Source organism: Photobacterium minamisatsumaniensis, assembly GCF_050336695.1.
In the GTDB taxonomy this organism is placed as follows: domain Bacteria; phylum Pseudomonadota; class Gammaproteobacteria; order Enterobacterales; family Vibrionaceae; genus Photobacterium; species Photobacterium minamisatsumaniensis.
Genome location: NZ_JAKJSI010000059.1, coordinates 18,783 through 38,964, shown reverse-complemented (window position 1 = coordinate 38,964; position 20,182 = coordinate 18,783). Strand labels below are relative to the sequence as shown.

Here is a 20,182-nt window from a genome sequence, read left to right as displayed (position 1 = left end):
GTGTTCCTATTTTTAATTCTAAATATATGGGTAAACGCTTTGTTTGTTGAAAGCCTATGCAAGAGTGATGACATTATGCTTTCAGCTTTGTGTACTTTTTAAGTCAGTAGCTAGATTGTATTTAGAGTGACAAGGCTTTTTCTTGCTATTGTTTCATGTAAAAAAGATTGTAAATTGTGATATGCATTTCATTATCTTGATTAATCTCTGGTGATGTGCCAATTAATTATTATGTTAACCATATTGTGATTCACTAACATGGATGAATAGTGGAGAAAATATTAAGGTCAAGGTATGAGATTGAGCAGCGTTTGGTTGTGCATGAAAATGGTAGCCATTGCGCAAAATATCAGGGGTTATGCTTAAAGAGTGCTTTTCAGGCGATAGTCGATGTAAATGGTAACCCGTTTGGCTACGAGGCTTTGCTGCGTGTACATGATTCGACTGGTGCACCTGTAGATACTGCGTTGCTTTTTAATGACTACCAGAAACAATTGCACCACCTCATCAACCTTGATCGATTAGCAAGGGTTATTCACTTGCGTAATTTTTCGCAATTTCTCTCGACCAGCTACCTGTTTATCAATATGAGTCCTATCACGATTATAGATGGAGAAAGCCAGTCTTTAACGAGTCAGTTGTTGCTACCAAGAATTAAAGAACTAGGTTTACAGCCAGAGAAAATATATGTCGAAATTTTAGAGCATTTTTACCACGATAATGAAAAGCTTGTCCGTGCGATTGATATTCTTCGAAATTGTGGCCTTAGAATCGCGGTCGATGATTTTGGTGTTCAAGGCTCTTCAGAGCAAAGAACTCGCGCTATTCGACCGAACATCATTAAGATAGATAAGAGCTTGCTTGATACATATATTCAGGGCGACAGTAAACCTATCTTTGATGCGATTACTGTGGCGAGAGATTTAAAGGCTAGCGTGTTAATTGAAGGCATTGAAAATAAAGCTGCTTATCAAGCCGCTAGGATGCTTGGTGCCGATTATTACCAAGGATATTATACGGGTCGCCCGCAATTGATAGCTTCAATAGTTGACCCATATAAAAAAGGTAACGAGTACTTGAGAACCGTGTAGCAAGTAAGCAAATTTGACTCTATTTGAATGACGCACTCGTATGAGGAAGGTTGTTACTTCCTCATTCCTCATTCCTCATTCCTCATTCCTCATCTTTATCTGCAATCCCTCCTTGAGTTAAGGTTAGTGGATTCAATAGTGCTTCGAGTTCTTTGCGACTAAGGTCGGTTTCCTCTTCGGCAACATCAATAATATCTCGCTGTTCTTGGTAGGCTTTTTTGGCGATTTTTGCTGCGTCTAAATAACCAATGATTGGGTTCAAGGCTGTCACCAATATTGGGTTTTTAGCTAACGCCTGCTGTAAATTATCTTCACGAACGGTAAATGATGATATAGCTTTGTCTGCTAAAAGGTTTAGGCTGTTCGACAATAGCTCAATGCTTTGTAATAAGTTATAGCCAATGACAGGTAACATAACATTGAGTTGAAAATTACCAGATTGGCCAGCCACAGTAATGGTCGTGTCATTACCGATAATTTGTGCTGCGACCATTGCTGCGGATTCAGGTACAACAGGATTAACTTTCCCCGGCATAATTGAAGAGCCTGGCTGTAATGCTTCTAACTCGATATCACCAAGGCCAGCTAATGGCCCGGAGTTCATCCACCGTAGATCATTTGATATCTTCATTACGGCAACGGCTGCCGTTTTGAGTTGGCCAGATAAACTCACAATGGCATCTTGGCTACTTAGATTGTAGAAGAAGTTATCACTGACCTGGAAGTCAACTTCTGTTGAAATTGAAATGTTATTAGCAAAAATAGCTGCAAATTCAGGTTCAGCATTAATACCAGTACCAACGGCTGTCCCACCTTGCGCCAAAGCACAGACGGTTTCGAGTGACTGTTGGATCCCATGTTGCGCTTTTTCTAATTGTGTTTTCCAGCCTTGGAGCTCTTGAGATAGGGTGACGGGCATTGCATCCATTAAGTGGGTACGGCCGGTTTTTACAATATGGCCAACCTGTTGAGTTTTTGTATCGATTGTACTGATGATATGGTCAAAAGCTGAAAACAACTCACAATGACAAGCCAGAGCCGCACTGACCTGAATCGCCGTTGGAATAACATCATTACTGCTTTGTCCCATGTTAACGTCATCATTGGCACTAATTTCGGTATTGGCTTTTAATGATGCGAGAGAAGCAATGACTTCGTTTGCATTCATATTAGAGCTCGTGCCAGAGCCTGTTTGGAAGACATCGATAGGGAATTGGTCATGGTATTGACCATCAATAATGTCTTGGCAGCTGTCTATAATGGCATGTGCTTTGTCATGTGTTAGTAAGTTCAGTGCTAAGTGACTTCTAGCGGCAGCTTGTTTGATGTAGGCGAGTGCCATAATAAACTTTGCTGGCATAGGGATACCACTGACAGGAAAGTTATTAATGGCTCTCTGGGTTTGTGCTTTATAGAGTGCATCAGCAGGGACATGGACCTCACCCATACTGTCAGTTTCAATGCGATAGTTCTTCGGCATGAAAGCCCCCATTCATTATGTGCATGGTCATATGCATCATGGTTTTTCTACTTTTAGCTTATACCAGTCACTCAATAACTGCGTTAGAAGTTTTATAATTAGAATGACTAGTTACCGAAATTCCTACCTTGTTATTGCGGGTTTATCTTACGTAAATGATGGTCTTAGAATTATCAAAATTGGGATAAGTATTTTGGTATGTTATAAAAGTCTAACTTTTAATTCATAGTCTTAATTAAGTTGTTACTACATTCTATTTAGACGAAGAAAAATAGAAGCAATTTTGTGATACCTTTCACACAGGTCATAAAAGAGAAAAATGAAACCTATAAGCCTTCTGTTATGATGGCTAAAGAAATGAAATGTAGGTGAGATTATGAAACAGACACTAAAAAGTTTACTTGCGGTTCTCGTCACTGCAAATATTGCTGCACCTGCATACGCTGATCCCGTAGAACGAAGTGTTGTACCGGAGTTAACCGTGCCTAAAGCGTTAAGGTTACTTGAAAATCAAGGTTATCACGACTTTCGTAAAATTAAGGTCGAACGAGATGACCATGAAATTGAGGTTGAAGCTAGAAACCCTGATGGTCATCGTGTGGAAATAGAGTTAGACCTTTTTAGCGGTAAAATCATCGATATCGAAAGGGATTGATGCCTGAGTAATATACCCAGCATGACTGGGTATATTTCCTAGTTGTTATCGCTTTTCTAGCATGGCACAACTCATACTTGCGAGAGTGAGAGTTTGTTTTCCGTCACCTTGCAAGTTCGATGTGTTAGTCGTCGATAGTGTGACTTCTGGCAGCCCTAGTATTTCTTGATATATACCTTCCGGTAGATCAATGCTAACGGTTGATTCACTCTTATTGATTGCAACAATACCTTTGTTTCCTCGACAAAAGGTGAGATGGTCAGTGGTTGCAACAATGCGATGCATTGGCTCACCTTGCATTAAATTGTGAAACTTAATCATCTTAATCAGAGTACTGTCCCGCCAAGCATCATACCAGCGAGGTTTACCTTCTGTATTTTTAATCCCACTAGAGTCTAAATCACTATAAATCAGTGGAACTCCGCCATCTCTGCCTAATAGGTAGCAATAGGCAAGGCGCTCTTTGTCTTCCGACATAATCTGATTTAAAAAAACATCATTGTTTGGTATATCATGGGTGATGGCGAAAGTTATTGCTCTATCAAAAGCGAGTGCTTGCCCGACTGAGTATGGATTGACGAGATCAGTCATTGGTGCGCCTTTTTCCAAAGAATTGTAAATTGAATGGAAAAGTGGAAAATCGTAAGCGCCGAGTTTTGTATCCTTTAGGTATGGCTCAAGGAATAAATCGTACTCCTCTTTACTTGCACCGCCATTGGTAATGATTTCGCCAAAAATATGAACTCCCTCACTGACGTTTTCATTCCACACGCGTTGGATGTGCTCTAAGGTAAGGTGTTTCGCAGCATCAATTCGAAATCCCTTAATCCCAAGTTTTTTCAAGGCGAGCAGGTAGCTTTGTTGTTGCTTTACTACATTATCATTGCATTTTAGTGTCGGTAGTCCCGGATCATCCTGACCACCACTGATCCGACCATGCTGAACTTGCCATGGATCAGTCCAATCTTGAATGGGAAACGCTTTTACGAAGTCTTGCTCTGTGAATATCTGACGAGATAAATCACCAAACAACTTAATTTCATCGAAGTATTCTTTTGCAGCTAAATAATCGTTTTGAACTACTTTTGAGGGGTAGTTAAGGTCACTACGCAAGTACGTTTCATTGGCCATATGGTTGAATACAACATCTACATAAATATCTACATCACAAGACATTAATTTGTTTGTCATATCGATGAAATCAACAGTGTTACCTAACTGATTATCAATTACTCGGTAGTCTTGTGGTTGATAGCGTTGCCACCATTCTGTGCCATGCTCACTTTTTAGTGATTTTATTGGCGGGGAAACGAGTACAGCCTTAAAGCCAGCTTCTGCAATGGCTTTGGCGTTCTCCGCGATTCTCTGATAGGGCCAATCGAAAGCATGTAAAATAACATTGGTTGCCTTTGGTGACGCTAAATTAGAAAAGCTTGTTGTCATTGTCTCTACCCTTCAAGTGAACTAATTGAAGTTTACTTACTCATTTTGCAAATGTATTCATCATTTGCAAGCGGAACAAGGGGAGGAGTTAGGGGGGAGTAGGGCCTGAAACCAAGAAAAACAGGGCGGTTTAGCGATTGTGACAATTATATAAAATTTTGTTTTTAAAATTTAGGTTGTGAATAAAGGTTAAGATGATATTGTGTTTTGGTATACAAAGTGTGACGCAGATCGGCAGGATGCCGTTCTGATAAAAAAGTAGACATATGTAGAATAATAAACAAATTTCAGTGCACACCCATTCTCATTGGGTATGAAACTGTGGTATATATGTGATTAATTGCTTACTAACAAGGAGGTACACCATGGCTGGTGTTTTAGGAATGATTTTGGCAGGTGGAGAAGGGTCGCGTCTACGCCCTCTTACGGATTCACGTAGTAAACCTGCAGTGCCATTTGGTGGTAGTTACCGCTTAGTTGATTTTGCATTGAATAATTTTCTCAATGCAGACCTGATGAAGATTTATGTTCTGACTCAGTTTAAATCACAATCGTTATATGTCCACATGAAGAAAGGGTGGAATATTTCAGGAATAACGGGTCGTTTTATCGATCCTATTCCAGCACAAATGCGCATGGGTAAGCGCTGGTATGATGGCACCGCAGATGCTATCTACCAGAATATGCGTTTTATGCAACTAGAAGAACCTGATCAAGTTTGTATTTTTGGTAGTGACCACATCTACAAGATGGATGTTAAGCAAATGCTTGATTTCCACTTGGAGAAGAAGGCTGATCTGACAGTTGCAGCTCTGCGAATGCCTTTAAATGAAGCAAGTCAATTTGGTGTTATCGAAGTTGATGAAAACGGTTGTATGGTTGGCTTTGAAGAAAAACCAGCGAACCCGAAATCAATTCCTGGTGATCCTGAAAATGCACTAGTTTCAATGGGCAACTATATTTTTGAAACAGATGTTCTTTGCAAGGAGCTTGAAGAGGACGCTGCTAACGAAGAATCGAGTCATGACTTTGGTAAGGATATTATTCCTAAGCTTTTCCCACAGGGTAAAGTTTTTGTTTATGACTTCATGACCAATGTTATACCTGGCGAGAAGACAACGGGTTACTGGCGTGATGTTGGTACTATCGAGTCATATTGGCAGGCACACATGGATCTTCTTTCTGAAGATGCACCATTCTCTCTTTATAACCGTCAGTGGCAGCTTCATACTTATTACCCGCCACTACCGCCAGCAACACTACTTGATAGTGATGAGCATAAAGTTGATACCAATAACTGTATGATTTCGGCGGGTAGCTATATTCGCGGCACTAAAGTGTACAAATCAGTACTTGGTTTCCGTACGAATGTAGAGCACGGCACAACAATCAGTGAATCCGTTATTTTGGGTGATGTGAAAATTGGTGCAAATTGTTCTATTCGCAAGGCCATTATCGATAAAAACGTACATATTGCCCCAGGTACAGTCATTGGCGAGAATATTGAAGAAGATAGAAAGAAATACCATGTGTCAGACGAAGGAATTGTCGTGATACCGAAAGGAGCAAAAATTGGCTACTAGGAAAAAATCTTCACCGAAACCACTGAAAATACTATTTGTTGCCTCAGAGGTTGAAGGTTTAGTCAAAACGGGCGGCTTGGCTGACGTTGCTAAGTCATTACCTGCAGCGCTAAACGCATTAGGTCATGATGTACGGGTCGTTATGCCCTTATATCGTAAAGTGACCCAAGGTGAACAGGCCGAAGTACTAGCCGATACCGAACTGAATGTGGTGACGCAGCCGGAAGCAGTTGCTTATAAAGTGAAACAGCTTTTTAGTGCCGACGTACCTGTTTATGGTATTGATGCCCCTCAGTACTTTGATCGTGAAGAGCTATATGCTGAAAATAACCAAGCATACTCTGATAATGGCGAACGCTTTGCCTTTTTCAGTGCAGCAGCATTAGATCTTTGTGAAAAAGTAGGCTTCCAACCTGATGTAATTCACTGTAATGATTGGCACACGGGACTCGTGCCATTCTTATTACGCACCCGTTATGCTGAAGATTCGTTTTTTGCTAAGGCTAAAAGCGTTATCACCATTCATAATGCAGTGTTTAAAGGTGAATTTAACTACGACCAGTACAGTTTGATCCCTGAACTGATCCAGCGTCGGTATATTCAGGTTGAAACAAACTCATCTCACGTCAGCATGTTAAAGGCGGGTGTTGCCTATGCTGATAAAGTGAATGCAGTTAGCCCTAATTATGCGTCAGAGTTACTCACACACCTTGGTTCTCATGGTATGGAAGCTGATTTCCAAAGCCGTGCAAATGACCTTTACGGCATTGTAAATGGTTGTGACTATGGTGACTGGAACTCAGAAACAGACCCATACATTAAGCAAAACTTTAAAGCGAATAAGGTCAGTTTGGCGCGTGGTAAGAAAGCGTGTAAGCGCGATCTTCAGCAGAGCGTTGAATTGCCAGTTGTCGATGTACCTTTATACGGTATGGTTTGCCGCTTGACCGAGCAAAAGGGTGTTCAGTATCTTTTGCCAATTCTTCGTGACTTCTTACTTAATGAAGTTCAAGTGGTCATTGTCGGCAGTGGTGATCCGAAACTTGCTGATGAACTTCGTCAGATAAGTGCAGAGAACCCAGAGAAGTTTGCTTTTGTTGAAGCATATGACAATCCGTTGGCTCACCGTGTTGAAGCCGGTTCTGACTTCTTTATGATGCCATCAGAATTTGAGCCATGCGGTTTGAATCAACTTTATAGCTTAGCTTACGGTACATTACCTATCGTACGTAGTGTCGGTGGCTTAAAAGATACCGTGATTGATTACGATCAGACACCACAGGTGGCGACAGGGTTTATCTTTGATGCCCCAACACCGGAAGCATTGTTGATTAAGCTCCAGCGTAGTTTGCTTTTGTACTGTCAAAAGCCGCAAGAGTTTAAACGTCTGCAGCAGAATGCAATGGCGTGTAAATTCGAATGGCAAGAAGCGGCAGAGCAATATGTTCGAATGTACCTGGGTGATGAGCCGAGTGTATTAGAAAAAAAGCAACCAGCTGAAAAGCAAGAAGCTTAAAATAATAGCTATATATAAACCCTCTTCGGAGGGTTTTTTTATATCTAAATAATGCTGCTTAATGATTATGTGCCTTTAAGCCACTTAAAAAGTAATGTGAGTGAATTGTTCATGTTTTCGTGTGGGCACACAAGGTAATACCCTTTCCCAGATTTCACCGTTAAAGAGTGGGGCATCATTAAACGGTTGCTTTCTATATCTTGCTGGGCGAGCGTAACGTCACCAACTGCAATACCAAAACCTTGTATCGCGGCACTCACCGCTAAATCTAATGTCGCAAATTGCTGGTTTTGAGCTGAGAATGTATTGCCTGAATCACTTTCTGATAACCAAAGCCGCCAATCACTTTGATTTTGGGTGGCGTGTAGCCATGTAAATTGACAAAGTTGATCCGCTGAAAGATCTTGCGACTTATTGATTAATAATGAAGGAGCACACATTGGTGAAAGCGCTTCTTCAAACAGCAGTTGTGCCATTAGCGTATTTGAATGGGGTTCAGAGTCATAACAAATCCCCGCACTAAAAGCTTCTGTGGCAAAGTTAATATTATGATTAATTGCTGAAGTCAGTTCCACATCAATATCAGGGTAACACTGTTGGAAGGCCATGAGCTTTGGTAATAACCACGTTGTAATACAGCTAGGGGCTTTGAGCTTGATTGTTTGCTTGTCAGACGTGATGGCGGAAACGGCTTGATGAATTTGATTCATCGCTTGTTCCACCAGAGGTAAAAATTGTTGTCCTTTATTCGTTAATATCAGCCCGCGAGCATGGCGAGTGAATAAGGATACTTGCAGCCGCTCTTCAAGCGCAATTATCTGACGGCTAACGGCGCCTTGTGTGACATTCAATGTCTTTGCCGCATGCGTAAAACTTAATGACTTCGCGGTGGCCAAGAATGCCTTAAGTTCTTTCATTGTCGGGGTAATCTGCATTTACATTTCTTTCCCTAGCGATTAATTCTTATCTCAATTAGCCATGATAAAAGCTCATAGCTAGTATGCCTTTTTATCGTTTCCATTATCAATAGAAGACTGCATATAATAGCTTTAGTGATTTTTTATGTTGTTAAAGTGATTTTTTATTCTTTTGGTCGGTTTAGCTAAAGGAATAGATGAGGAGTAGATTAATGGAATCATTGGCATCCAAGCTTGTACCCGAGGCGGTAGAAAATCTTATCCCTTACCAGTCGGCACGTAGAATTGGTGGTGATGGGCACTTATGGTTAAATGCAAACGAGCTTGAGAGCAGTTGCCAATATGGTGAACACCAAGAGAGTTATCATCGATACCCTGATTTTTTGCCACAAGATATTGCTAAGGCTTACCTTGATTACAGTCAAATAACGAATGGTCCATTAAAGTGTGAAGCTGTCGCAGTTCGCGGGGCAGATGAAGCAATTGACTTGCTGGTTAGAACGTTCTGCCAGCCGAGTCATGATAAAATCATGGTTTGTCCACCAACCTATGCAATGTATGAATTTTGCGCAGACTCAATTGCAGCAGAAACCATCAAAGTGCCACTTTTAGACAATTTTCAATTAGATTTGAAAACAATTAAAGCCCAGCTTGAAAACGCCAATATCCTTTTTTTGTGCTCACCGAATAATCCTACGGGGAATATCATTGAACAGTCGGATATTGTTGAGCTGTTGGAAGCTGCAAAAGACCAAGCTCTAGTGGTTGTAGATGAAGCGTATATAGAGTTTGCACCGCAAAGCACAGTGCTTGGGTTAATGAACCAGTATCCTCACCTGGTGGTGATTCGCACTTTGTCTAAAGCATTTGGTTTAGCGGCTATTCGTTGTGGGTTCTTATTGGCTGACAGCAGTGTGATGGATTATATCTCTCGCCTTATTGCGCCATATCCGATTGCAGACCCAATCGCTGAAATTGCCTTAAAAGCACTTGAGCCAGTAGGGGCAGCTAAGATGCGCACGCAGGTTGATCAACTGCTTACCACGAAAGAATGGTTTGAAAGTGAATTGAATGCCTTGCCCATTGTTGAGAACGTTTTTCCTTCTGCCACGAATTTTGTATTAGTGAAATTCAAGGCAGAAACGTGTATCTATCAATATTTGTGTAGCAAAGGTATTGTGACTCGTAATCAAAGCTATGATCCCGCTTTAGTGGATTGTGTCAGGATATCTATTGGTTCAACAGCGAGCATGCAAGAAACCCTTCAAGCATTAAAAGATTATCAGCCGAAAAAATAAACGGCAAAAAGGAATTTAAGATGAAAAAAGTAATGACAATTAGCCTTATTTTGGCCTTTTTTATCGCTGGTACTGCTGTTGCATCTGACAAGCCAGTAAGACTCGCTTCGGATTTTACTTACCCTCCATTTAATTATAAAGACGCGTCAGGTACACCACAAGGTTTTGATATTGAGATTGCAGATGCATTGTGCACAGAAGCCAAATTGAAATGTGAATGGGTCTCGCAGAGCTGGGATGGGCTGATACCGTCATTGCTGTCACGCAAATCAGATGTGATCATGGCATCAATGCGTATTACTGATGAGCGTAAAAAACGGGTACTCTTTACCGATAAATATTATCAGACCCCTGCGCGTTTTGTTGCTGCAAAAGAGGCGGAATTTGATGTCAGTGAATCGGGGCTAGAAGGTAAACGTATCGGGGTGCAGCTTGGTACTATCCATGACCGTTATGTCACTGACATGTATGGTGATGTTGCCAATATTCGCCGTTACAATGGTCAAGATGAAGTTTACCTTGATCTACAAAGTGGCCGTTTAGATACTGTTTTTGGAAATTCTGATCAGTTAGCATTAGCTTTCTTGGAAAAAGAGTATGGTCAAAACTTCGAGTTTGTCGGCGAGGCTGTGACTGATAAATCTTATATTGGTGAAGGTACAGCGTTAGCACTTCGGTTAAACGATAAAAAGTTAGCAGATAAATTTAATAATGCTATTGCCACGATTAGAGCCAATGGTACTTATGATCAAATTGCAGCAAAATATTTTAAGTTTGATATTTATGGCGAATAAAGTGGCTCTACTCTGAACAAGAATTAAAACAAAATCAGCAGTTAGCTAGTTAAACCCCATCAGTGAAAGCTGGTGGGGTTTTTAATTATGCCGTAAATCTGAGCTTACTTACACTTACTTCAAACCCAACCATTTAGCTAAACGATGTAGGTTAACGGCTATTTTAGGAGGGCTGAAAGCGCAGCGGATCAGGTGTGTTGAATAAAGCCATTCAGGCGCATAAACTCAGAGACAAAGCCTTGATAATCACCAACTTCCGGTGAACGGAAATTATCAGGGGTGATATGTTTCATCATTTCTTTAACTTCACGTTGCACTTCTGGGTTTAGCTCCAGATTGTCTGGTCTAAGTAAACGATGTTCGTCAATTTGCGCACCATCTGGGTGGTATAGGTAATCAGTCATCAAGCGGTGCATGTGCTGTACGCAGGTCTCGTATTCGTTGCGCTCTTTCATCAGTTTGAACAGCGCCAGCATGTAAGAGGATAGACCTGGGATAAATACCGAAGCTTTGGATACGATAGACTTACACACGCCGATATGAGCCTCACCGTCAATCTCGGCTAATTGCTTGTTCATTAAATCTGCCGTTGCATGCAGGTGCTGTTTGGCTTTGCCCAGCGTTCCCCCATAATAAACAGGGTGGGTAATTTCAGAACCAATGTAAGAATAGGCCACAGTCTTAACGCCTTTGGCCAGTACATCATTCTCTGCTAAGAAAGTGATCCACTCCTGCCAGTCTTCACCTCCCATTACTTTTATCGTTTCTTCTATTTCATGTTCTTCTGCGACTGGCAGAGTGGTCTCGAACATGGCACCGTGTTCAATACTGATAAAGTTACCGCTAAATGGCGTACCCAGAGTTTTCAAGGATGAGCGCCACATGCCATCGTCATTGTGTTTAGGTCTTACGCCTGTGGCCAAGCTGTAAACAACACAGTCAACTTCGCCGCCAAATTCATTTTTGATGTACTCTACGATCTCACTGCGCATTTTGGGTGAGAAGGCGTCGCCAATGAAGTTCTTGGCAATAAGTTCTTGTTTTTCTGCTTCTTTAGTAAAAGCCATATTGTTGTGCCAGCCAGCAGTACCTGTATGGTCTTCCGACGGTGGACGCTCAAAGGAAACACCGATGGTGTCTGCGTGGCCGCCAAAGGCCAGAGAGATACGACTGCCTAGGCCCAGACCGGAAGATGCCCCAAGTATCAACACTTTCTTGGGCTTATGGGTCAATGCTGGCAGGTTTTGTACCTGCTCTATTTGGTTTTTTACTTCGGCATAGCAGCCTTCAGGGTTACAGTTTTTGGCAACAACGCCTTTGATTAGAGGTTGAATAGTCATTATTTATTTCTCTATTTTGGAAAATATGACGTCAATATAAAGAGCTGTTCAACCAATTTATGTGATCTACATCACCTGATGATTCGCTGACCTGTTAGGGCAAATTATTGGCATGAAGGGCAAACGGTTAACCGTTTGTCTTGCTCGGCGCTTCGCCTGTCCAGCGCTTAAAAGCACGGGAGAAGCTGCTTAGTTCCGAAAAACCAAGCTGAAAGGCAATTTCTGTCATATTAATATCAGGATCATTCAATAGGTTTAGTGCTTTTTCCAACCGATAGTTTTTGAGTATGGTTTTAAAGTTGGTATCTGTGACCGCCAAACGTCTGTTTAGAGTTCTTGGGCTGGTGAGGAGGGCTCTGGCGATGGTCTGAATCGAGACGTTTCGCAGATTCGGCAATTCATCCAGTGCATGGCAAACCTGTAAACGAATGTCATGTTTACTGACCTTGGCCGTTTGTTCCCTCACAAATGCGAGGGTATGCTGCTGCAGTTCCTGATTATGGGTGCAGAGAGGAGCAAGTAGATCTGATTTTTTAAATACCAGCTTTATAACCGGCCCTTGTTCAATGTCCAGACAGTTATATTGCCGGCAAAATGCATCTTTTTTTTGTTGCGTATAATCGTGAAGCGGAGCGAAAACCTTGCAGGGAATGGGTGTATCGCCGTTTAGTTGGCGCATGATGTCCAAGATGGTACAGACCATAAGAAAAATACCAATTTTTGTTAACTGATAGGATTCTGGGGTGGAACTATTGATGATCCATAGCTCTATCTTGTCTTCATTTTCAGTGACAGACAGATGCGTATGGTAAGCCGCAAGAATAAAGAATTCGCTAAGATGGTGCAGATATTCAATTAAGTTTTTTGATGTCCACAGTAATACAGAAAAGCAGCCAAACGTAAATGGGGTGACGCACTGAGCTGTATTTAGTGGAAAAAGGTAATCACTTCGATCAATTAAATCCTGATGAAACTGCCGTACTAGACGGATATCTGGTTTAGCGGGCACGGCCTGAATCGCGGAGTAACTTGGCAAGCTGCTCAACTCAATATTATAGGTTTTAGCCCCTTGTTTGAGCAATTCAATCCATCCTGGGTGTAGATGAAAACGCATATCCCTGTTAGTTCGTTTTTCATGCATTAATTTACCCTTCTATTTACTTAATGCGCGGATAGTAATTTCCGTTATTAGAAAAATCTAGTGTTGAAGTCAGATCCTAATATTCCTGACTGAGCCAATCAAATTATTGGCGTGTTCGGTCAAGCTCTGTTTGCATTTTAGTTGATATTTGTACGAGTTTTCTTGTTTATATAGGCATTTTACATAGAAAGTTGGCAATGTGATGCAGGTCTAGTTTTTTTTGACTGGCAGTGTTAAGCAAATTAGTGGCGCGGTTAGACAAGCTGAACAATTGGGGGGAGCGTATGGTGAAAACGAATGAAGGAGACATTCAACCATTCTAATAACGTATCGAATATAGCTTCAGTTTTTTATCAAGGAGTACGATAGAAAAGGAGGGAAGCCGATACAGAAAAGAGGTCTACTATGACTTGGAAAACTCAGTACACAGACAAGTTGATTACTCTACAACAAGCAGCAGGAAAAATTCAGTCAGGTGACAAAATCTGGGCTGGTGGTTATTTATCTGTTCCGGTTGCTCTTCTGCGTGAACTGGATAAAGTTGCGCTGGAGCTTAATGGCACAGAGCTTTATTCAGGTCTTCTGACTTTCCCTTATGAGTTCTTAAAGCCAGATTACATTGGGCATCTTACTTACCGTAGCCTGTTTATGGGACCGCTGGAGAAAAAATTCCAGTACTCTGGGAATGCAGAGATCATTACATACCACCTTTCGAACGTTAAGGAAGTGTTGGATCGAATTGACTTTAATGTAATGGCCGTGGAAATGACACCTCCTAACGAGCAGGGCTATATGAGCATGGGCGCTTGTGGAGGCGTGGGGAATGCATGTGTGATGGACAAAGTCGATCTGCTCATCGCAGTCATTAACGACCAGCAGCCATTTATCGGTAACCCTGAAAATATGGTACACATTGACCAAGTACATTTTCTTGTTGAAGGGAATCATCCAATTGCCGGGCCAAAGCCAGGAGTTCCATCAGAATTGGAGATTGGGATTGCAGAACATATTCTGCCTCTGATCAAAGACGGGTCTACTATCCAGATCGGCATTGGTACTTTGTCTGATGCTATTGGTATGGGGCTGAAAGGGCATCAAAATCTGGGTATACATACTGAGATGTTTACTGAGTCGATGATGGAGCTGTGCAAATCAGGCGGAGTCACTGGCAGTGAAAAAAACTACCAGCCAAATAAGGTAATCGCAGCATTTGCTGCTGGCTCTCAAGATTTGATCGATTTTGTCGACCACAATCCAAATATCGAAATCGGTGATGTGGTCACGGTTAACGATCCAGTCGAAATTGCTAAAAATGACAACTTTATCTCCATTAACACCTGCATTATGACTGACCTTACAGGTCAGGTAGCGTCGGAAGGCGTTGGCCACTTGCAGATTTCAGGCTCTGGCGGTCAGGTGGACTTTGTACGCGGTGCTCGTATGTCTAAAGGGGGTCTATCAATTATCGCTTTATCTTCAACCTATAAAGGTAAAAATGGTCTGGAATCGACCATCAAAGTAGCATTACCAGAAGGTACTCCTGTTACCACACTAAGGAACGATGTTCAGGTTCTAGTAACAGAACATGGTGCTGCGGATCTTCGTGGCCTGTCGACAGTTCAACGCGCACAGGCGCTGATTAAAATTGCTCATCCAGAGTTCCGAGATGCGCTAAGTGAGCAGGCTCTGGCTTGTGGGAAGCTGAAGTAAGCTAATGAATCAAGATGAAATTTTCTTGATTGAACAAAGAGCTGACACCACCGTCAAGTCTAAATCAGAACTTGCGGTAGGTACATTGAGTACTGCCTTTTACTAATTCTCCTTAGGAGTTACTGATGGATCATTTGAAAAAGACGTTAATTCTGATCGCATCTATGATGTTTGGAACCGTTGTATTACACGAGCTACATCTAGCACCATGGCCTGCGTTTCTGGCTGTGATCTTTTACTTCATTTTCGACTTTAATAACGCCAAATTGAAGATGATATTTTGTGGTTCGATTGTTGGGCTGGGATTCGGCTATGTGTTCTCATTCATCCTGCCAATGCTGATTGCCAGTTTTGGCCCATCTATTGGCTATTACATACTCATCGCGGTGAGCCTGCTGCTAGTGCTTGGTCTGGGCGCGTTGGCTCATGATTATTTTAATCCAATCACTTTTGCTTATGGATTGTTGGGCTTACTCTATATTGATAGTGCGCAGCAGAGCAGTCATATATGGCTGCTAACATTACTGCTGGGTGGCGGTTTTATCATTTTTTGTGTGAATTATGCTGTGACAAAAGTGATACCCAAAGTGTTGAGCCACACTTAACCGCGGTAGCGAAATATTGTTCCTGCGTAAGTAAGTCGTAATGCCAGTCAATATACAGACTGGCATTGTTTTTTGTTTCGGCCAAACACTACTCGTTCATTTTGTTACTGCCCGTTGGTGGGTTTTCCACTAGATTGCGATCTTGTTTACTTTTACTTCAAACCCAGACGCTTCGCTAAACGGTGCAGGTTGCCCGTATCAACGTTGAGTTGTCTGGCCGTCGCAGCCCAATTCTGACCATTTTGGTTATAAGCTTCAATGATGAACTGGCTTTGGAAGCTATCGGTTGCGCTTTTTAGTCCTTCAGTAAGCCCGTTTTTTAGACCTTCAGTAATTAATAGCGCCGTCGTTGGACGAGCTTCAGTACTTGTACTGACTGTTGATGACTGGTTTGTTTCCGTTAAATTAAAGTGGTGCGGCATTAATTCAATGATCTGATCTGTTGATTCTGCACGAGCAATAACCGCTGCACGGTTGATCGCGTGCTCTAACTCACGGACGTTACCTGGCCAAGAATAGCTTTTTATCAAACTAACAGTAGCTGCATTGAGGCGAATGTTTGAAACGCCAAGCTTAGCGATGCAGCGTTCAGCAAAAAAGCCTGAGAGTAGAATGACATCATTATCACGGTCACGTAGAGGGGGCGCTTGTACGGGAAAAACACTCAAACGATGGTAAAGATCAGCTCTAAATTCGCCCGTTTTTACCTCTTCATGCAATGTTTTATTAGTTGCGGCAATAATACGGGTATTTACTTTTAAGCTCCTATCATCGCCAACTCGCTGCAAGTCACCATATTGTAAAACGCGCAAAAGTTTTGCTTGCAAAGACAATGGTAATTCACCTACCTCATCAAGAAATAACGTACCATTATCTGCAACCTCAAATTTCCCTTTTCGATCACTGACAGCCCCCGTAAATGCCCCTTTTACGTGACCAAATAATTCGCTCTCAGCAACAGACTCAGGCAGTGCAGCACAGTTTAAGTAAACCAAGGGCTTATCACCGCGAAGAGATTGCGCATGAATAGATGCTGCAACTAACTCTTTACCTACGCCTGTTTCACCTGTGATAAGGACAGTTAAATCAGTATTCGCGACGGCTTTGATTTGTGATTTAAGTTCTTGCATGACGGACGATTGCCCAATCATTGCGACGGTCCCGCTTTGCACTGCGGTTATTGTTGAACTGAGCTGACCGGCTTTTTTCTCAAGTTTTTCCATCAGCAAAGCGGTATGTAAACTTGCTGCTGCTAATGCACTGATAATTCGAAGTTCATTATTACTAAAACCATCAAACTGGTTTGGGTTAAATCCATCAATGGTAAGCGCACCAATTAAGCGATCTTCAGCAAGAAGAGGTAGGCCAATGCAGGCATGGACATGCAAATTGTCATCATGATTGGCGATTAATCCATCATATGGATCGGGTAAATCACTGTCATGAGGAAAGCGAACAATGTCACCCGCTCTTGCAATAGCTTCTAGGCGAGGATGCTCTTCAATATTGAATTGTCGACCAAGGACTTCATCGAACATTCCGTTAATTGCCAGTGGTGAGAAATGTTGATCTCGAAAGGCTAAGAGAGCAGAAGCATCACAACCGAACAAAGACTTGATCACTAGAAGCAGTCGTTTGAAGCGATCTTGGCTTGAAAGACCCTGTGTAAGGTCGAGTGCTAGCTGGGTAAGTTCTTGCTGGGTATTTTTCATCGTAAGCCGCTTAAATTATTATTACCACTGTCATTATGACACTTCCATTGTCATAATGACAATTAAATTAAGTTGTCAAAATGACAGTGATTAATGTGTATTTTAATATAGTTTCTTATATATCAGTAACTTATAAAGTTGGCATGATGGATGCAATAGTAAGGGCAGAATTTAGCGCAATAGAACGCGCCCATTATTATTGGAAAAGGTAACAACATGACAATTCACGTTAAAAATAACATTCACTGGGTTGGCCAGCGAGACTGGGAGGTTCAAGATTTCCACGGTACAGAATATAAAATGACAAAAGGTACTAGCTATAATAGCTATTTAATTCGTGAAGAAAAAACCGTATTGATCGACACCGTTGATCATCGTTTTAGTCATCAATTCATTCAAAACCTTGAGATGGAAATCAATCTTGAGGATATTGATTATATCGTTATTAACCATGCCGAAGAAGATCACTCCGGTGCGTTAACAGCATTAATGGCAAAGATCCCAAATACGCCAATATACTGTACAGAAAATGCAGTTGATTCAATTGTGGGCCATCACCATCATCCCGAGTGGAGCTTTAAGACAGTAAAAACGGGCGATACGCTCGATATCGGTAATGGTAAGCAGTTGATTTTTATCGAAGCTCCAATGCTTCATTGGCCAGATAGTATGATGACTTACTTAACTGGAGACGCCGTATTATTCAGTAATGACGCGTTTGGTCAGCACTACTGTGACGAGCATTTGTTTAATGATGAAGTGGATCAAAATGAGTTAAAGGAACAGTGTCTACGCTATTACTCAAATATCTTAACGCCCTTCAGTAACCTCGTGACCGCGAAGATCCATGAAGTATTAAGCTTCAATGTACCAGTTGATATGATTGCAACATCACACGGTATCGTTTGGCGTGATAATCCAACCCAGATCATTCACCAATACCTTGAGTGGGCAGATAACTACCAAGAAGATCGTATCACCATTTTCTATGATTCTATGTCAAATAACACTCGCATGATGGCCGATGCGATTGCTCAAGGGATACACGATGTTGACCCCGGTGTTGCAGTTAAAGTGTTTAATGTGTCACGTCATGACAAGAATGAAATCCTTGCCAATGTATTCCGATCTAAAGGTATCTTAGTGGGCTCGTCGACCATGAATAACGTTATGATGCCAAAAGTCGCCGGTATGTTAGAGGAAATTACAGGGCTACGATTTAAAGATAAAAAAGCAGGGGCATTTGGTAGCTTTGGCTGGAACGGTGGCGCAGTTGATCGTATCCATGCGCGCTTAACCGACGCTGGCTTTGAGACAACGCTAGGTATCAAGACAAAATGGAAACCAGATGGGAAAGCGATGCGTGAGTGCCGAGAACACGGGCAAATGATCGCAAAGCAGTGGGCTTTACATGATTTAGTCCAGCCATTAAAACAAAATATTGTAAATCCTGTTCACAATGATGTTCAGCAATGTACAGAAGTTGAAATGGCCGAAGCGATAGAAACGGTTTCTCCAGTGCCGCAACAACAAACTATCGATAGCCAGAAAATGCTGTGTACGGTGTGTAACTGGGTATATGACCCTGCGATTGGTGAACCTAACCAAGGTATTGAGGTAGGTACTTGCTGGTCAGATATTCCAGAAAGCTTTTTATGCCCTGAGTGTAGCTTAGGTAAAGATGTTTTTGAGCCAGTACGTGGGGAGTAAGCAATGACAGCACCTGTCATTATTATTGGAAGTGGCTTTGCTGCTTATCAATTGGTAAAAGCCATACGTCGTAACAACTCGCAGTTACCTATTCACGTATTCACAGCAGATGATGGTCATGACTATAACAAGCCAGACTTAAGTCATGTCGTATCAAAGCAGCAGTTAGCAGGGGACTTGATTCGTTTATGCGGTGAATCGATGGCTGAAAGCCAAAATTTTGTTTTGCATGCAAATACCACCGTCGATGAAATCAATACAGAGAACCGGACAATTTCTGCAAATGGGCAGTGTTATTCATACTCGAAGTTAGTGCTAGCGACGGGTGCAAGCACATTTGTCCCGAAGATGGCAGGCTCAGCTGTTGAGGCGGTAATTACGTTAAATAGCCTGAAAGAGTATGAGTCGCGTCAAGATGAACTTCACCTAGCAAAGCGAGTAATGGTGATAGGTGGCGGATTAATTGGTACTGAACTGGCGATGGATCTTGCTAGTAGTGGCAAACATGTCGTTATCGTTGACCCTTGCGAGTCTCTTATGGCCAATATGCTGCCAGAATCGATTTCATACCAACTGGCTAAGAAAATGCGTCAACAAGGCACTGAAATTGTATTAAATAGCACGGTTACTGAATTGAATGCGATACCTGATCAAAAAGGTCTTCTGGCTACTCTATCTTCAGGGCGGGACATGAAGATTGATTGCGTGATATCAGCAGCAGGCTTAGTGCCTAATGTGGCCTTAGCACATCAAGCAGGCATAAATGTAAATCGTGGCGTCGTGGTCGATAGTACATTGCAAACCTCGGCACCTGATATTTATGCCATCGGTGATTGTGCTGAAATCAACGGCAAGGTTATGGCTTATTTACAGCCCGCTTTATTAAGTGCCAATGCATTAGCTAAAACACTACTAGGGAGTGAAACAGAGCTTGTTTTGCCATCGATGATGGTCAAGATTAAAACGCCACTGTATCCGATGCAGCTAGGGGGAAGGGCTGTCGAAGGCGTACAGAGATGGCAAGTTGATATCGATGAAGCAGGAAGCACCGTACAGTCTTTTGGTAAAGAGGATGTGTTAGCAGGCTTCGTGGTTACACAAGAGCACGTAAAGCAAGCATTCCCATTGCTAAAAGAACTCTCTGCTAACTAAATAAGCTGTTAATTAAATAAGTTTCAATTTTGATG

The 20,182-nt window shown here is 41.9% G+C and carries 16 protein-coding genes; 10 read left to right on the top strand and 6 right to left on the bottom strand.

The window, feature by feature from the left end; genetic code table 11:
- The first annotated feature begins 269 nt into the window (after positions 1 to 269).
- The gene (locus L4D78_RS25655) at positions 270 to 1,091 is read left to right on the top strand and encodes an EAL domain-containing protein (protein ID WP_428469558.1); all 822 of its coding nucleotides are present in this window, start codon (positions 270 to 272) and stop codon (positions 1,089 to 1,091) included.
- Between the two features lie 82 nt (positions 1,092 to 1,173).
- Here L4D78_RS25655 and L4D78_RS25650 read toward each other — a convergent pair whose 3' ends face one another.
- Positions 1,174 to 2,571, bottom strand: coding sequence for a class II fumarate hydratase (locus tag L4D78_RS25650; protein WP_428469557.1), 1,398 nt, complete (start codon positions 2,569 to 2,571; stop codon positions 1,174 to 1,176).
- Between the two features lie 376 nt (positions 2,572 to 2,947).
- On the opposite strand from L4D78_RS25650, the gene L4D78_RS25645 reads away from it, so the two are divergent.
- Positions 2,948 to 3,226, top strand: a complete 279-nt coding sequence (locus tag L4D78_RS25645) for a PepSY domain-containing protein (RefSeq protein WP_428469556.1) — start codon at positions 2,948 to 2,950, stop codon at positions 3,224 to 3,226.
- A gap of 45 nt (positions 3,227 to 3,271) precedes the next feature.
- Here L4D78_RS25645 and L4D78_RS25640 read toward each other — a convergent pair whose 3' ends face one another.
- Positions 3,272 to 4,669 (bottom strand): alpha-amylase family glycosyl hydrolase, encoded by a 1,398-nt coding sequence (locus L4D78_RS25640; protein ID WP_428469555.1) that lies wholly within the window; start codon positions 4,667 to 4,669, stop codon positions 3,272 to 3,274.
- 365 nt (positions 4,670 to 5,034) lie between these two features.
- Here L4D78_RS25640 and glgC point away from each other — a divergent pair, with 365 nt between their 5' ends.
- Positions 5,035 to 6,252, top strand: a complete 1,218-nt coding sequence (gene glgC / locus L4D78_RS25635; protein WP_428469554.1) for a glucose-1-phosphate adenylyltransferase — start codon at positions 5,035 to 5,037, stop codon at positions 6,250 to 6,252.
- Positions 6,242 to 7,768: a glycogen synthase GlgA gene (gene glgA / locus L4D78_RS25630; RefSeq protein WP_428469553.1), complete on the top strand. Its 1,527-nt coding sequence runs from the start codon at positions 6,242 to 6,244 to the stop codon at positions 7,766 to 7,768. The genes glgC and glgA overlap by 11 nt, the downstream gene beginning before the upstream one ends.
- A gap of 65 nt (positions 7,769 to 7,833) precedes the next feature.
- Here the strand turns inward: glgA and L4D78_RS25625 are convergent, their stop codons facing one another.
- Entirely contained in the window at positions 7,834 to 8,703 is an 870-nt protein-coding gene (locus L4D78_RS25625; protein ID WP_428469552.1) for a LysR family transcriptional regulator, read from the bottom strand.
- Positions 8,704 to 8,897: 194 nt separating this feature from the next.
- Between L4D78_RS25625 and hisC the strand changes: the two genes are divergently transcribed.
- Positions 8,898 to 9,983 carry a histidinol-phosphate transaminase gene (gene hisC, locus L4D78_RS25620; protein ID WP_428469551.1) on the top strand — a complete coding sequence of 362 codons (1,086 nt, stop codon included), beginning with the start codon at positions 8,898 to 8,900 and terminating at the stop codon, positions 9,981 to 9,983.
- A gap of 20 nt (positions 9,984 to 10,003) precedes the next feature.
- Entirely contained in the window at positions 10,004 to 10,777 is a 774-nt protein-coding gene (locus L4D78_RS25615) for an ABC transporter substrate-binding protein (protein WP_428469550.1), read from the top strand.
- 188 nt (positions 10,778 to 10,965) lie between these two features.
- Here the strand turns inward: L4D78_RS25615 and fabV are convergent, their stop codons facing one another.
- Together fabV and L4D78_RS25605 are read right to left on the bottom strand one after the other, a co-directional pair.
- A complete protein-coding gene (gene fabV / locus L4D78_RS25610) occupies positions 10,966 to 12,117 on the bottom strand; it encodes an enoyl-ACP reductase FabV (RefSeq protein WP_428469549.1) in 1,152 nt (383 codons plus the stop codon).
- 127 nt (positions 12,118 to 12,244) lie between these two features.
- Complete coding sequence (locus tag L4D78_RS25605; protein WP_428469548.1) at positions 12,245 to 13,258, bottom strand: helix-turn-helix transcriptional regulator; 1,014 nt, start codon at positions 13,256 to 13,258, stop codon at positions 12,245 to 12,247.
- A 405-nt stretch (positions 13,259 to 13,663) separates the two neighbouring features.
- On the opposite strand from L4D78_RS25605, the gene L4D78_RS25600 reads away from it, so the two are divergent.
- Both L4D78_RS25600 and L4D78_RS25595 read left to right on the top strand, forming a co-directional pair.
- Complete coding sequence (locus L4D78_RS25600) at positions 13,664 to 14,968, top strand: acetyl-CoA hydrolase/transferase family protein (protein ID WP_428469547.1); 1,305 nt, start codon at positions 13,664 to 13,666, stop codon at positions 14,966 to 14,968.
- A gap of 125 nt (positions 14,969 to 15,093) precedes the next feature.
- Positions 15,094 to 15,573 (top strand): hypothetical protein, encoded by a 480-nt coding sequence (locus L4D78_RS25595; RefSeq protein ID WP_428469546.1) that lies wholly within the window; start codon positions 15,094 to 15,096, stop codon positions 15,571 to 15,573.
- Positions 15,574 to 15,725: 152 nt separating this feature from the next.
- Here L4D78_RS25595 and norR read toward each other — a convergent pair whose 3' ends face one another.
- On the bottom strand, positions 15,726 to 17,285 hold the full coding sequence (norR, locus tag L4D78_RS25590) for a nitric oxide reductase transcriptional regulator NorR (protein ID WP_428469545.1): 1,560 nt from the start codon (positions 17,283 to 17,285) through the stop codon (positions 15,726 to 15,728).
- A 216-nt stretch (positions 17,286 to 17,501) separates the two neighbouring features.
- Here norR and norV point away from each other — a divergent pair, with 216 nt between their 5' ends.
- Positions 17,502 to 18,995, top strand: a complete 1,494-nt coding sequence (gene norV, locus L4D78_RS25585) for an anaerobic nitric oxide reductase flavorubredoxin (RefSeq protein WP_428469544.1) — start codon at positions 17,502 to 17,504, stop codon at positions 18,993 to 18,995.
- 3 nt (positions 18,996 to 18,998) lie between these two features.
- Positions 18,999 to 20,147, top strand: a complete 1,149-nt coding sequence (norW, locus tag L4D78_RS25580) for an NADH:flavorubredoxin reductase NorW (RefSeq protein ID WP_428469543.1) — start codon at positions 18,999 to 19,001, stop codon at positions 20,145 to 20,147.
- Positions 20,148 to 20,182: the final 35 nt, after the last annotated feature.

Bases quoted from the DNA above. Each gene is read 5' to 3' on its own strand.
- L4D78_RS25605 (WP_428469548.1), bottom strand. From the start codon at position 13,258: ATGCATGAAAAACGAACTAACAGGGATATGCGTTTTCATCTACACCCA.
- fabV (WP_428469549.1), bottom strand. From the start codon at position 12,117: ATGACTATTCAACCTCTAATCAAAGGCGTTGTTGCCAAAAACTGTAAC.
- L4D78_RS25600 (WP_428469547.1), top strand. From the start codon at position 13,664: ATGACTTGGAAAACTCAGTACACAGACAAGTTGATTACTCTACAACAA.
- L4D78_RS25595 (WP_428469546.1), top strand. From the start codon at position 15,094: ATGGATCATTTGAAAAAGACGTTAATTCTGATCGCATCTATGATGTTT.
- norW (WP_428469543.1), top strand. From the start codon at position 18,999: ATGACAGCACCTGTCATTATTATTGGAAGTGGCTTTGCTGCTTATCAA.
- L4D78_RS25615 (WP_428469550.1), top strand. From the start codon at position 10,004: ATGAAAAAAGTAATGACAATTAGCCTTATTTTGGCCTTTTTTATCGCT.
- L4D78_RS25625 (WP_428469552.1), bottom strand. From the start codon at position 8,703: ATGCAGATTACCCCGACAATGAAAGAACTTAAGGCATTCTTGGCCACC.
- L4D78_RS25650 (WP_428469557.1), bottom strand. From the start codon at position 2,571: ATGCCGAAGAACTATCGCATTGAAACTGACAGTATGGGTGAGGTCCAT.
- norV (WP_428469544.1), top strand. From the start codon at position 17,502: ATGACAATTCACGTTAAAAATAACATTCACTGGGTTGGCCAGCGAGAC.
- L4D78_RS25640 (WP_428469555.1), bottom strand. From the start codon at position 4,669: ATGACAACAAGCTTTTCTAATTTAGCGTCACCAAAGGCAACCAATGTT.
- glgC (WP_428469554.1), top strand. From the start codon at position 5,035: ATGGCTGGTGTTTTAGGAATGATTTTGGCAGGTGGAGAAGGGTCGCGT.
- L4D78_RS25645 (WP_428469556.1), top strand. From the start codon at position 2,948: ATGAAACAGACACTAAAAAGTTTACTTGCGGTTCTCGTCACTGCAAAT.
- norR (WP_428469545.1), bottom strand. From the start codon at position 17,285: ATGAAAAATACCCAGCAAGAACTTACCCAGCTAGCACTCGACCTTACA.
- hisC (WP_428469551.1), top strand. From the start codon at position 8,898: ATGGAATCATTGGCATCCAAGCTTGTACCCGAGGCGGTAGAAAATCTT.